This window comes from Brevundimonas sp. Bb-A, from assembly GCF_009394735.1.
Classification (GTDB): Bacteria; Pseudomonadota; Alphaproteobacteria; order Caulobacterales; family Caulobacteraceae; genus Brevundimonas; species Brevundimonas aurantiaca.
Genome location: NZ_CP045456.1, coordinates 826,174 through 839,705, shown reverse-complemented (window position 1 = coordinate 839,705; position 13,532 = coordinate 826,174). Strand labels below are relative to the sequence as shown.

Annotated in this window: 7 protein-coding genes and 2 pseudogenes; 4 read left to right on the top strand and 5 right to left on the bottom strand. The window is 60.1% G+C overall.

Going from position 1 to position 13,532, the window contains the following annotated elements:
• Positions 1 to 9: 9 nt before the first annotated feature.
• Positions 10 to 2,043: a glycosyltransferase family 4 protein gene (locus BSP_RS04115; RefSeq protein ID WP_152949388.1), complete on the top strand. Its 2,034-nt coding sequence runs from the start codon at positions 10 to 12 to the stop codon at positions 2,041 to 2,043.
• A 77-nt stretch (positions 2,044 to 2,120) separates the two neighbouring features.
• Positions 2,121 to 2,590, top strand: a pseudogene (locus tag BSP_RS16295) (transposase); the annotation flags it as partial.
• A gap of 168 nt (positions 2,591 to 2,758) precedes the next feature.
• Here BSP_RS16295 and BSP_RS04110 read toward each other — a convergent pair.
• From BSP_RS04110 to putA, 5 genes and pseudogenes are all read right to left on the bottom strand, one after another.
• Positions 2,759 to 3,783 (bottom strand): annotated as a pseudogene (locus BSP_RS04110) (IS3 family transposase); the annotation flags it as partial.
• An 896-nt stretch (positions 3,784 to 4,679) separates the two neighbouring features.
• Positions 4,680 to 5,357 carry an ABC transporter ATP-binding protein gene (locus tag BSP_RS04105; protein WP_152949387.1) on the bottom strand — a complete coding sequence of 226 codons (678 nt, stop codon included), beginning with the start codon at positions 5,355 to 5,357 and terminating at the stop codon, positions 4,680 to 4,682.
• Complete coding sequence (locus BSP_RS04100) at positions 5,354 to 6,169, bottom strand: hypothetical protein (RefSeq protein ID WP_227976035.1); 816 nt, start codon at positions 6,167 to 6,169, stop codon at positions 5,354 to 5,356. The genes BSP_RS04105 and BSP_RS04100 overlap by 4 nt, the downstream gene beginning before the upstream one ends.
• Positions 6,170 to 6,548: 379 nt before the next feature.
• Positions 6,549 to 7,328, bottom strand: coding sequence for an ABC transporter permease (locus BSP_RS04095; protein ID WP_054764582.1), 780 nt, complete (start codon positions 7,326 to 7,328; stop codon positions 6,549 to 6,551).
• Between the two features lie 115 nt (positions 7,329 to 7,443).
• Entirely contained in the window at positions 7,444 to 10,575 is a 3,132-nt protein-coding gene (gene putA, locus BSP_RS04090; protein ID WP_054764581.1) for a bifunctional proline dehydrogenase/L-glutamate gamma-semialdehyde dehydrogenase PutA, read from the bottom strand.
• A gap of 109 nt (positions 10,576 to 10,684) precedes the next feature.
• Here putA and BSP_RS04085 point away from each other — a divergent pair, with 109 nt between their 5' ends.
• The gene (locus tag BSP_RS04085; protein WP_054764580.1) at positions 10,685 to 11,146 is read left to right on the top strand and encodes an Lrp/AsnC ligand binding domain-containing protein; all 462 of its coding nucleotides are present in this window, start codon (positions 10,685 to 10,687) and stop codon (positions 11,144 to 11,146) included.
• A gap of 124 nt (positions 11,147 to 11,270) precedes the next feature.
• Entirely contained in the window at positions 11,271 to 13,487 is a 2,217-nt protein-coding gene (locus BSP_RS04080; protein ID WP_227976034.1) for an AGE family epimerase/isomerase, read from the top strand.
• Positions 13,488 to 13,532: the final 45 nt, after the last annotated feature.

The following is a 13,532-nucleotide window of genomic DNA, read 5'->3' as shown; positions in this document are numbered from 1 at the left end:
GATATTCACATGACCACTCGCACTAATCTGGCGACTCTGTGCAAGGTGGATCCACTTTTTAAGGATTCACCCATTCCACTGACCGCCCATATGTGGGCTACGTGGCATCGATACGATATGCGAGATCGTTTTCACCTGAATTCGGATCGCGATCGGCTGTCATTCATTGTTTGGTATCTACTGGAATACGTGCCGGGCCGGCCGTTCGATTTGCCGCGCATAGATGACTCCCTGATTCAAGTTTTGAATAAGCCCGTCAGCGCCTTTGGCCCCATGACGACATTCTTGCATGAAGTTTGGCGAACGCGATTTAGACACGACGAGCAGTTCAACATCTATACTGAGATCGGGTATCTCCGTTTCTCCAGTTTGGTTATTTATGAGCTGGCATCCTCAGTTCTCGTGAGGCCATTGGTGCCACAAGCGCTGGTCGCAGCACTAAACGCCCCAGATACCTATGACGGGAGGCACTATTCTTCCAAGGGCGCTCGTGCGCACCACGATCGTGTCGATATATATCGGTCTCGTTACAACTGGGCAGATTGGCGCGAGCGGGAAGCGTTTAACCTCGACTTGATTGTCCATAGTTTCGTTCGCGATGGGAATGATCTTGGGGTTGCTCCAGAAGTCATCGCCTATTGGGCAGCTCCTGCGGCACGGGCGGAACGACGTGTCAGCCGCTTCATGCTGATCCTGGCCATGATGACCGAGCGATTTGCTTTCAACGATCCAGCCGAAGCCCTGAGGCAAGCGGATGCGATCGTTAGCTGGTTTGCCAAAGATGTTCTTCCAAGATTCCCTCGGATGAAAATTCTCGCACCGGATGTCGAAACAGCGGATGTTGAGAGCATTGAACAAGATCAGATTCGGCAACGTCTCAAGACGCAGTATGGGGTCGATTATCTTCCTGGCGACAAGGAGGAAGATATCGATATTCTGTTGATCGGCCCCTTCTCGGCCGCGTCGGGCTTGGGTACCGGCACCCGTCGGTCGGTGAATGCGCTTCAAACTCTGGGCTGTCGGCTGAGGGTTATGAACTTTATGTTCGATAATCCGTCGGCGCCGCTGGAGTCCGTACCTAAAGAGCTCCACTATCGTGGCGAAAGGCCCAAGTTAACGCTTTGGCACTATAATGCCGAGTTTCTTTCTGAAGCCATCGCGACGATACCGATGTTCATTAACAAGGAACGGAACGTCGGATATTTCTTCTGGGAAACAGAAGCCATGCCGGTCAATCACCAACTTGGTTGTGACATGGTCGATGAAATTTGGGCGCCCAGCGAGTTCGTAAAGGACTGCTACAGTGAAAAGGGCGTCCCAGTTGTCAATGTAGGAACTTCGGTCGATCTTCCTGTACTGAAGCGCCATTTCAGCCGTTCGGACCTCGGATTGGAACGTGACGAGTTCATCGTTATGTTCTCTTTCGATTCCTACTCTGTCATCCACCGGAAGAACCCAGCCGCGGTAGTACGCGCCTTCCTCAAGGCCTTCCCCGAAGGATCCGAGAAGGCCCGGTTGATCATAAAAACGCAGAACTTCTCCAACAATCACTGGAACGCTATTAACGGCCGCGGCGAAGAGCTGATGGAGCTTGTGGACTCGGATCCTCGAGTGTCGTTAGTGAATAGAACCATGACGCTGGATGAGCTTTATTCGCTCAAGAAGGAAGTTGACTGCTATATCAGTCTGCATCGATCGGAAGGGTTCGGTTACGGCCCCGCGGAGGCCATGGCCTTGGGTAAGCCGGTGATCATGACGAACTACTCAGCCAACGCCGAGTTTGCTGGCGTTGACGCCTGTTATTTGGTGGATGCCCACCAAGTTCCCGTCCTTCAGCGCGAGTACCTTTACTGGCGTCCAGAAATGACCTGGGCCGAGGTAGATGTAGACCAGGCAGCCGCATTCATTCGCCATGTCTATGAGAATCCTGAACAGGCCAAGAAGGTCGGAGAGAACGCGAAGACGCATATCGCAGAGAACTTCGGGCGAAAGGCTCTTGCCGAGAACTATCGCCGTCGCTTGGTCGAACTTGGAATGATGTAGGAAGGCTTAAACGGACGCCTGACCTGCCTCTGAGAGTTTCCACGCGACGCCACCGTCCGGACCTCGAGAGGGCGGATATGAAGCGGACGAGATTACGGAAGAGCAGATCAACGGGATTCTTCGGGAACGAGGCTGGAGCCAAGGCGGGCGAGTTGGCCCGCTAGCACTGCATGTCGGAAGGCATCACCTACGCCTGCCAAGTTCGGCGGAATGCGCGTGTCGAACGCCCGACGCCTGTGGACGCTGGCAGATAGCACGCCAAACTCAAACGGCTGCTGGCCGCCGCCATCTTGCAGAAGGCGACGCTGCGGGGTCTACTCTCGGAATGGTAAAGTCCGATCCCAAGATGGTTCATTCTCGATCCATGCGCGCGCCGGACACCAATTCGCGTGAGCGCCTAAGCAGCCTGGCCGCCGAGCGCCGGCGGTTCGGGCGGCTGTTCGTGCTGCTGCGGTGGGGAGGGCGAGCATGCGGCTAGAGCCTGATCGACCGGATCGGTCGCGAGGAAGGACTGCAGCTTATACCGACTGAGGCGCCCCCTCTGGTCCCTCGATCATTATGAGGGCCCAGGGGGTTGATAGCTGATCTGCGTCGCCGACGGGAGCGGCCGTGCGGCGGAGCTGATCAAGTTGCGCAGCCGAACGGCCGCGGGGTTCAGGCGCACCGCCTCCGGGGTAAGTCCCCCGTGCGCCGAGTGCGGCCTGACGTGGTTTTAGTCGATGCACCAGCGCTCGATGACGGCGCGGGCTTCGGCCAAGGTAGTGAAGACCTCTTCGTTCAGGCACTCGTCGCGGAGCCGGCCGTTGAAGCTTTCGACGAAATCGTTCTGCTGCGGCTTGCCCGGCGCGATGTAATGCCAGGCCACGCCGGTGCGGTTGGTCCATTCCAGGATCGCCCGGCCAGTCATCTGGCTACGCCGACCTTCGGTTCCGTCCCATTGTCGCTCACGATCATGGCTGGACGCCCGCGCCGGGCGATCGGCCGATCCAGTTCCCGGGCCATGCGCTGGCTGCCGATCGAGGTGTCGACCACCAGAGCTAGAGCCTCGCGCGTGAAGTCATCGACGATGCACAGGATGCGGAAGCGCCGTCCCCACGACAGACTGTCGGCCACGAAGTCGAGGCTCCAGCGCTGGTTGGGCCCGTTTGGCAGGGCCATGGGCGCACGGGTTCCGGTGGCGCGCCTCGGCCCCGTCGTCGCCGCACCGCCAGGCCTTCCTCCCGATAGAGCCGGAACAGCCGCTTCTTGTTCATGCTGACGCCATCCCGTTCCAACAGGATGCCCAAGCGCCAGTAGCCGAACCGCCGGCGCTCGGCCGCCAGGCTGCGCAGCCGCTCGCGCACCTCCGCGTCGCCCGGTTCAGGCTCGTGACGCACCGTCTTGGGATCGATCTAAACCAGCCCGCAGGCGCGCTTTTGGGAGAAGCCGCGCTCCGCCATCAGGCGAAGCACGGCCGCTATGCGCGCTGCAGGCCCGATCAGTTTTTTCCCAGAAGATCGTTCAGCGCCGAACGTCCAGCATCGACTCCGCCAGCAGCTTTTTGAGCCGCCGGTTCTCGTCCTCCAGCGCCTTCAGCTTCGTCGCGTCCGACACCGACATGCCGCTGTATTTCGCCTTCCACCAATGGAGGGTCTGCTCGCTGATCCCATGCCGACGACAAACCTCCGCCGTCGGGCTCCCTGCCTCCTGCTCCCGCAACACGCCGAGGATCTGCCCTTCGTTGAACCTGCTCTTCTTCACGTCCGTCTCCTTGATGAAACGGACTCTCACTCAAAACAAGGGATCAGGAAGGGAGCACCTCACCTCCTTTGCTCCGCCACTGGCGTAACACCCCAACTAGGCGATCTTTTCAACTTCAGCCCCGTCGAATGCAAACCACCCATCCAGCGCGCTCGCGGTTAGTATGACGCGACACTCTACCTCTTGGGGTTCGTTCAATCGCGTCTCAATAACCGCTTCGTAACGCCCTCCGCCATTGCCAGGTGTCAGATCGTAGGTGGCGAAGCCTCCCCCGCCCCACTCTAGGCGAAGCCACTGCTTAGCAGCCACGTCGTCGCAGCGAAAAAAGACTGTTATTCGCCATAAACCCGGCGGTAGGTGAAAATACGGACCAAACACCAGATGCCGGGCCCGACCGACCAACTCCATCTCGTTAAGCCGCGATCGTAGATGAGCGCCTCTCTGGTCGAGATTAAATAACGCACACGGCCAGAATGCCTTGGCCCCAATTTTTGGTGCCCCTCCACGATACAGTCCTAATGCCTGTTCAACAGTCTCATGTTGAGTGTGAGTTGCTGGCTGTACCAGTTCAACACCATTGGGTAAAATCGGACACAGGCTCTGAGGCGAAAGTTCGACTAGTGGGACCTGGTGAACGCTTAGGTTACTCAACCTAGCGAGGACCGCCGTTTTCTCCCTGATTTTTGCTTGAAGAGCATCTGTAGATCCGTCGTCCCCTGCCCCACAATATAGCGTGGGCCAGAGAATAAGCCGCGGTTGCTGGGCGTTCTCAAAGAAATCGATGTCGCTCGTCGGCAAATAATTAGCACGGCGTATTTGCTCTGCCCAAAACTCAAATTGTGGAGACGATTCAACATACACAAGACAAGCTGTGCTCGCCATTTCGCTTCCATCCATCACGAAGCGCGAAGCCATTTGTAAACGTCGATTGCCTCTTCAATATCGTCGAACTGTCGCGCCACTCCGCTTTCGACTATGATCGCTTTTTCACAGTGCTGAGCGATTAACCCCATATCATGGGACGCCATCATAAACGCACGATCCCGCCGGCGTTCAAAAAGCTCAACTCGACATTTATCCTGAAACCGACTATCGCCCACAGCCACTAACTCGTCGATTAGGTAACAGTCGAACTCAATCGCAAGCGAGAGACCAAACGCTAAGCGAGCCCTCATTCCAGACGAGTAATATTTCACCGGCTCCCTCAACGATCGTCCAAGCTCTGCAAACTCATCGACGAGCGCATAGGTAGTGGAGAAATCTCGGTCGTAAAGACGGGCGAGAAACCTAATGTTATCTAAACCGCTGAGGCTGCCTTGGAAGCCGCCGCCAAATCCAATCGGCCAGGACTGCTTCATAAACCAACGTATTCGGCCACTAGTCGGAGGAAGGATCCCCCCCAAAAGTCGGATTAAGGTGGATTTCCCCTGCCCGTTACGACCGAGTATAGCTAGGCGCCCGTTACGCTCGACGTCAAAGTGTAGGCTATTGAACGTCGCCGTCTTCGCAGTCCTGTAACGCATGCCAAGATTTTCAACGCGCAGTCCAATCTGCGGCTGTTCGGGTTGCGTCATTCTTGTCGATGCTCGCGAATTCCGGCCCAGATCAACCACCCGACTGCATAAGCCAAAAACGCGCTCCCGAACACTATAAGAATCGCCTTTAGGCGGCGCGGCTCTTGGGGCGAATCAGGAAGAGCGGGGGAGACTATACGCTCCAGAAAGAGCTTCTGTCGGCGCGCCTCCTGCTGCGCGGAAACTAGATTCGCGGTGGCCTGCGCAAGTTCCTGATCTGCGATTTCCCGCTGCAAAACCAACTGATCATAGGCACCGATCTGTGGTGCAATTGAAGAGGAACGACCAGCAATCTTCTCTCTTTCGACCTCCAACTGTTGGCGATAGGCCACGATCCGAGCGTCAATAGATGAAATTTGAGGACTCTCTGGCGCTTGGCTCGCCAATTGGGCGCGTTCCGCCTCAAGCTGGGCTAAGGTCGCCATCAACGAGCCGACGAGTTGAACGCTTTCTGCGGCTACACGCGCAGGATCCACGATCCGCTCTCGGTTGCGGAAATTCGTGAGTTGCGCCTGCGCTTTTGAGACATTCTCTTGCGCCTCGTCCCGTGCTCGCGTCGCTTCGAGAACGGCATTCACCGCCGCACGCTCATTTAATCGATTCACTAGGGCTTCCCCTCCCCTGAGAAGAGCCTCGTTCAAGCGTTTGGCGTCACGGGCATTGAATGCTTGAACGCGCAAGGTGCTAATGCCGGTCGTCGAATCGTACCCCACCGTTACGAACCGTTCGAAGGCCTTTTGCAGTTCTTCAGAGTTCTGACTCTCCCCCAAACGCGGATACCGCGACAAAAAGTCCGCCGACGGAGGGCCCATGACTCGCTCTAGATCGATGGTCCTTTTAAGGTCCGAAATGCTTTCAGCTGAAGTGATATACTCGTGGACAGCAAAGGCGTCAGTCTGACTTGGACCGACCCCCACACTTTGAAGCGCGACTCCGAGGGAGGACGGGAGGCGCTGCGTGTCCAGCGACCTGACAACGAACCGCGCTTCGGAAACGTACCGCGGAGAAGCGATCAGTAAAAAATACGCAGCTGCGACAAGGGTGGGCAAAACAACCACTAAAAAGAATGGCCATGGTACACGTTTCAAGTACGCAGGCCTATTGCTTCCAAGAATGCTATCTTGAAGCGGCCCGAGATATCGGAGGTGGGATTGAGACATCAAATTTCCAAGGTCCGAAATGCTGACACGCCTATTCAATATCCACCTTGTCGCGCGCGCCAGCCAACAAGATCATACCAACGAAATTCAGTATGAAGCCCCACAGGACTGCATACCATGGATCAAAGTGCGTGGGCGTGAATTCCCCAAAAACGCCAGCACGTATCATTTCAATCGGATGAGGAAACGGCAGCAACAGAAACTGATCCCGATAAGCGGCAGGTATCCAATCGACCATGAAGAAGGCCCCGGAAATCGGGATCAATGCATACGATAGGACAGGAACCAAGCGCTCCATCACCTCAAACCGTATAGACAGCGCCGCAAGCGTTATGGCCAAGCCCATACCCAGCCAATTCATAATGAGCCAGCCCAGGTACAGAAGACCTGGGTCTTTCGGTAGCGCCACCTGACCGAGAAGCATGAGAATAACGTACACCACAATAAAGGCCGCGGTGGCACCAAGACCTTCTAAAATATTTCGTGCCAAATAAAGGTGGAGCACTTTTATTTGTCTGTGATGAAGAAGCCCTATATTTGCTTGCAAAGCACCCATACTGAAGCTGATCTGATGTCGCAAAAGCAAAAGAGACATGTACCCGGTCATAACAAATGGGCCAAGCCTTACCCCGTGCTCGTACTCAGGCTTGATGATCGACCACATGACCAACACGCCCAGGCAAAACAAAAGAGGCTCGCCGATGAGCCAGAAAAATCCCAACCCCTCACGACCAAATCGAGTCACGATTTCGCGCATCATCAACGCATGAATGATGCGGCGATTTCGCTTCGCTAAATTGATCACGCTCATGAGGAACGGGTGCTCGCCATCTTCGCCGTGAGCGTGACCAAGGCCGCCCAGCCCGATTTGGCGGGGAACATAGACCGGTTCGCGTTCAGTGCAAGCACCCCAAGTCCTGGGCGCCTTAAAGATTCAACAGCGCCGGATCGCCCCCCTGGGCGGCGATGTTCACGCTGATCGCCTTTTCCGCCGCATAGCGGATCAGGCTGTTCGGTCCGCCGGCCTTGGGGCCCGTTCCGGACAGCCCCTCGCCGCCGAAGGGCTGGACGCCGACGACGGCGCCGGTGATGGAGCGGTTGACGTAGACGTTGCCGGCGGGGACCAGGGCCGTCACCTCGGCGGCGAAGGCTTCGATACGGCTGTGGACGCCCAGGGTCAGGCCATAGCCGCGCGCGGCTAGGCGCGAGGCGACCGATTGCAGCTCGGACGGCTCGTAGCGGTAGATGTGCAGGATGGGCCCGAACACCTCGCGCTCCAGGAAGTCAGGCGTGGGGATTTCGGCGATGGTGGGGGCGAAGAGATCGCCCTTTTCCGAACCCAGCGGCAGGGCGGCGCGGGCGATCACCTTGGCTTCGCGGGCCAGACGTTCGACGTGGGCCTCCAGGGCGCGGCGCGATTCGGAGTCGATGACGGGGCCGATGTCGGTCTTGGGATCGGCGGGGTCGCCGACGGTCTGGACCGCCAGGGCGCCCTTCAGCCCCTCGATCAGGGCGTCGGCCGACTCCTTGGGCGCATAGAGGATGCGCAGGGCCGAGCAACGCTGGCCGGCCGAGCCGAAGGCGGACTGGATCACGTCGTCGATCACCTGCTCCTTTAGGGCCGTGGTGTCGATGAACATGCCGTTCAGTCCGCCGGTCTCGGCGATGAAGGGAATGATGGCGCCGGGGCGGGCGGCGATCGACCGGTTGATGGCGCCGGCCGTGTCGGTTCCGCCGGTGAAGGCGACGCCGTCGATCCCCGGATGGGCGACCAGGGCCGCGCCGACCGTCTCGCCGCGCCCAGGAACCAGGGCCAGCAGGTCCGGGTTCAGGCCGGCCTTGTGATACAGGCGCACCGCCTCCGCCGCGATCAGGGGCGTCTGTTCCGCCGGCTTGGCCAGGACGGCGTTGCCGGCGGCCAGGGCGGCGGCGATCTGGCCGGTGAAGATGGCCAGGGGGAAGTTCCACGGGCTGATGCAGGCGAAGACGCCGCGCCCGTGCAGGATCAGCTGGTTGGTCTCGCCGGTCGGTCCCTTCAGGGTCTGGGGCGCGGCGAAGTCGCGCTCGGCCAGCAGGGCGTAGTATCGGCAGAAGTCGGCGGCCTCGCGCACCTCGGCGACGCCGTCGTTCAGGGTCTTGCCGGCTTCGCGGCTGAGCAGGGCGACCAGTCGGTCCAGATCGGCTTCCAGGGCGTCGGCCATGGCGCGAAGGACGACGGCGCGTTTGGCTCCGCCTTGGCGGTCCCAATCGATCTGGGCGCGGCCGGCGGCTTCGACGGCGGCGTCTATGTCTGTGCTCGTCGCTTCCGAAACATGGCCCAGCACCTGGGACCGGTCGAACGGATTGGTCACCGCCTGAGGGTCGATCCCGGCGCGCAGCTTGCCGCCGATGATCGGGCCGGAGGTCAGCTTCTCGCGGTCGACCGTCTCCAGCGCCTTGGCATGGGCTTCGCGGTCGGCGGCCTGGGAATAGTCGCGGCCGAGGGAGTTCTGACGATCGCCGTACATGTCTTTGGGAACCGGAATCTTGGGGTGGCGGTCGGGCGCCTGCTCGACCAGGGAGATGGGATCGGCCGCGACGGCCGAGGCGGGCACCCGCTCGTCGAGCAGGGCGTGGACGAAGGAGGAGTTGGCGCCGTTTTCCAGCAGGCGCCGCACCAGATAGGGTAGAAGCTCCTCATGTCCGCCGACCGGAGCATAGGCGCGAACGATGACGGTCTCGTCCTTCCACGCCTCCTGCGCCGCGTCGTAAAGAGCCTCGCCCATGCCGTGCAGCCGTTGATGCTCGACGGCGACGCCGCGATCCCGCGCCATGCGGCGGACGGCGGCTAGGGTATGGGCGTTGTGGCTGGCGAACTGGGAATAGAGGGCCGGCGCCGCCTCGATCATGGCGCGGGCGCAGACCAGATAGTTCAGATCGGTCGCCGCCTTGGTGGTGAAGACCGGGTAGTCGGTGCGGCCGAAGACCTGGGCGCGCTTGATCTCCGTGTCCCAATAGGCGCCCTTGACGAGGCGCACCATCAGCCGGCGACCCGAGCGGCGGGCCAGGTCGGCGACCCGCTCAATCGTCTCCAGCCCGCGCTTCTGATAGGCCTGAACCGCCAGGCCCAGGCCGGTCCAGCCGCCCAGGCTGGGTTCGTGCGCCAGCCGATCCAGCAGCTTCAGCGATAGGGCCAGGCGGTCCGCCTCTTCCGCGTCCATCGTATAGTTGATGTCGTACTTGGCCGCGATCTGGGCCAGGCGCAGGATGCGGGGATAGAGGGTCGCCCAGACGTCGTCCTCGTGCGTCGCCTCATAGCGGGGCGACAGGGCCGACAGTTTCACCGAGACGCCATGACCGTGTTCCGGTCCCTGGCCCTTCGAGGTCTTGCCGACCGCCTCAATGGCGTCGGCGTAGATCTTTTCGTAGCGGTCGGCGTCGGCGACGGTGCGGGCGCCTTCGCCCAGCATGTCGAAGCTGCACAGCCAGCCTTCCTTGTTCGACCGTTTCAGCGCGCCCTGGATAGTGCGGCCGACCACGAACTGCTCACCCATGATCTTGACGGCGGTGGCCACCGCCTGACGGATCACCGGCTCGCCCAGACGACCGGCGATCCGCTTCAGAAAGCCCGGCAGGTCGCTGCGCGCCTGGTCGTCCACATCCACCAGCTTGCCGGTCAGCATCAGACCCCAGGTCGAGGCGTTGACGAACAGGCTGTCGGATTGGCCCAGGTGAGACGCCCAGTCGGCGGATCCGATCTTTTCCGCGATCAGCCGGTCGCGCGTCTCCTCGTCCGGCACGCGCAGCAGGGCCTCGGCCAAGCACATCAGGGCCAGGCCCTCGCGGGTGCCCAGCGAAAACTGCTGCAGGAAGCTTTCGACTACCCCCTGCTTCTTCTGGCTGCGCCGGGCGTGTTCGACCAGGGCCGTCGCCTCCGCCACCACGGCGGCGCGTTCGGCGGCGTCCAGCTGGATGCGCGCCAGATTGTCGGCGACGACCGCGCGCTCGTCGCGGAACTTGTCCCGATCCAGACCGTCCCAGGCGGCCAGGCTCGAAGGCGTGAAGGCGGGCGTGGTCATCGGCGAGAAATCCTGTGGATTTACGCCGTATATGCCGGAGTTCGTTGAAGGTGCTTCGTATGATATGAGGTTGATCCGAATATAATTCGGCGCAAGGGACCGATTTCTGATGATCGATATAGACGCCGTCGACCGCCGCATTCTGCGGGTGCTTCAAACCGATGGCCGCCTGTCCAACGCCGAACTGGCCCGCCAGTGCAACCTGTCGCCGGCCGCCTGTTTCGAGCGGGTCAAGCGGCTGCGCGAGCGCAGGATCATCACCGGCTACGCCGCTTTGGTGGACCCGGCCAAGGTCGGGCGTGACCTGCTGATCTTCGTCGAGGTCCTGCTGGACCGCACCACCGGCGACGTCTTCGAAGCCTTCGCCGCCGCCGTCCGCAGCCAACCGGAGGTGCTGGAGTGCCATATGGTCGCCGGCGGGTTCGACTATCTGATCAAGGCCCGTGTCGGCGACATGGACGCCTATCGCACCTTTTTGGGCGACGTGCTGGTGCGGATGCCCGGCGTGCGGGAAACCCGGACCTATGCGGTGTTGGAAGAGGTGAAATCGACGACGGTGCTGCCGATTTGATATCGGGATATCGAAGTCCGGTAGCCGGCTCCACACGATACAACTGAGAATCGGTAAAAGGCGTGACGGTGGAAAACGATTCCCTTAAAAGGCTTCACCATCTGACAAATCCCGGCGTAGACGCATGACCACCATCTATCCCGTCATCATGTGCGGCGGCTCCGGCACGCGCCTCTGGCCCGCGTCCCGGCCTTCGCGCCCAAAGCAGTTCATCCCCCTGGCGGGCAACAGGTCGCTGTTCCAGGAAACCGCCGCCCGGGTCGCCGAACTTGCGGGTGAAGACGGGGAACTGGTCGTGGTGGGCGGCGCGTCTCACAAGCAGACGATACTGGATCAGCTCGAAGAAATTGGCGTCACAGCCGCCGTGATTCTGGAGCCTGAGGGACGTGACTCTTCTGCGGCCATGGCCGCCGCCGCCTTGTGGACGGCGGGACGCAAACCGACCGCCGTCAACCTCTTCGTCGCGTCGGACCATCATATCCCGGACGCCGGAGCCTTCCGGCAATCCATTGCGGAGGCGGTCGCCGCAGCGGCTGAAGGGCGCATCGTCACCTTGGGAGTCGTTCCTTCAGAGCCCTCTTCCGCCTACGGCTATATAGCGCCGACAGGTCTCGGGCTTTCGAACGTGCTGGCTTTCGTAGAAAAGCCCGATCCGATCACCGCCCAACGATACATCGCTGAGGGCTACCTCTGGAACAGCGGCAACTTCATTGTTCGTGCTGATGTCTTGGCCCAAGAGATCGCTGATCGCGCGCCTGCCGTCGGAGAAGTGGTTCGTGTCGCTTTGGAACAGGCGGAAAGCGACGGATCGTGCTTGACTCTAGGCGACGGCTTCAAATCGGCTCCGAAAATTTCAATCGACTACGCCGTCATGGAAAAGACGACCCGAGCGTCTGTCCTCCCTGTCAAATTCGAATGGTCTGATCTCGGCGCCTGGGACGCCGTGCATGCGTCGGGCGAGGGCGATGTGGGCCTTCATATACTGGAAGATTCCGAAGGCTGTTTGGTCAGGGCTTGCGACGGCGTCATGGTGGCGGCCATAGGACTGAGAGATGTCGGCGTCATTGTCGAACGAGACGCGGTCCTGGTCACCGATCTCAAACGAAGCCAGGACGTCAAGCGTGTCGTCGAGCGACTGAGGATCTCGTCGCCGCAGCATCTCGATTTTCCGGCCGATCCTTCTCCTGAGTCTTTAGAAGCCGGCGCCGCCCGCCTCGCCACCTGGATGAGGCAGGCTGCCCTGCCGATCTGGTCGACGCTCGGCCAGGACGCGGCGGGCGGGTTTGAAGAGGTCCTCGCGCTGGACGGCCGCCAAATCGCTACGCCACGCCGCGCGCGCGTCCAGGCCCGCCAGTTGCAGGTGTACGCCGAAGCAGGTCGGCAGGGCTGGCGTGGGCCTTGGAGATCTGTCGTAGCCAGCGGCCTTGATCGTCTTAGGCTATCCTACTTGCGACCGGACGGACGTATGCGCACGCTGCTGTCGCCTGAGGGGAGGCCGCTCGACGAAACCGCCATGGTTTACGATCAAGCATTTTTGATTTTTGCCCTAGCAGCCATCTCCGAGGCCACGGAAAATGTTGAGTTGGAGCGTGAGGCGGCGGAGATTCACAATCTCCTGATCCAGACAGCGGACGCCCAAGGGGGGATTAAGGAAGCGGGAGGCCATCCATATCAGTCCAACGCCCACATGCATCTTTTGGAGGCGGCCCTGGCCTGGGAGCAGAGCGGCGGCAAGCCGCTCTGGAGCGCTTTGGCCGATCAGATTGTCCTCCTGGCACGCACCCGTTTCATCGACGCAGAAACCGGCAGCCTGCGCGAGTATTTCAACTCCGACTGGTCGCCTGCCAGCGGCGAGGACGGTGAACTGATCGAGCCCGGCCACCAGTTCGAGTGGGCATGGCTACTGGCGCGATATGGTAAGGCTCGAAAGGATTCGAAGGCGATCTCGGATGCATGGCGGCTTTACGAATCCGGCTTGCGTGGCGTCCCCGCCAAGCGAGGCGTCGCCATCGACGCAATGAACATGGACGGAAGCGTTCGCAATGGACGCTCTCGGCTTTGGCCCCAGACCGAATGGCTAAAGGCGTCTCTAATCCTTGCAGAACTAAACGAGGGGGGGCGACGGAATGATTGCCTCGAACAGGCAGCTCACGCACTGCGAGCGCTATGGCGGTATTTAACGCCGCAAGGTCTTTGGCGCGACAAGATGCTCGAAAATGGAAGCTTTATTGACGAGCCCGCGCCAGCAAGCTCTTTCTACCACATTATGGCAGCTTATTGTGAGTTGCGGCGGACCATGGCCGTGCTAAAATTTCCTAACTCCAAGAGTATCGATCTATAATCTTGATCTAAGAACAGAAGAAAGACACTAACAACATGAAATAGG

Bases quoted from the DNA above. Each gene is read 5' to 3' on its own strand.
- BSP_RS04115 (WP_152949388.1), top strand. From the start codon at position 10: ATGACCACTCGCACTAATCTGGCGACTCTGTGCAAGGTGGATCCACTT.
- BSP_RS04105 (WP_152949387.1), bottom strand. From the start codon at position 5,357: ATGACGCAACCCGAACAGCCGCAGATTGGACTGCGCGTTGAAAATCTT.
- BSP_RS04100 (WP_227976035.1), bottom strand. From the start codon at position 6,169: ATGGGCCCTCCGTCGGCGGACTTTTTGTCGCGGTATCCGCGTTTGGGG.
- BSP_RS04095 (WP_054764582.1), bottom strand. From the start codon at position 7,328: ATGAGCGTGATCAATTTAGCGAAGCGAAATCGCCGCATCATTCATGCG.
- putA (WP_054764581.1), bottom strand. From the start codon at position 10,575: ATGACCACGCCCGCCTTCACGCCTTCGAGCCTGGCCGCCTGGGACGGT.
- BSP_RS04085 (WP_054764580.1), top strand. From the start codon at position 10,685: ATGATCGATATAGACGCCGTCGACCGCCGCATTCTGCGGGTGCTTCAA.
- BSP_RS04080 (WP_227976034.1), top strand. From the start codon at position 11,271: ATGACCACCATCTATCCCGTCATCATGTGCGGCGGCTCCGGCACGCGC.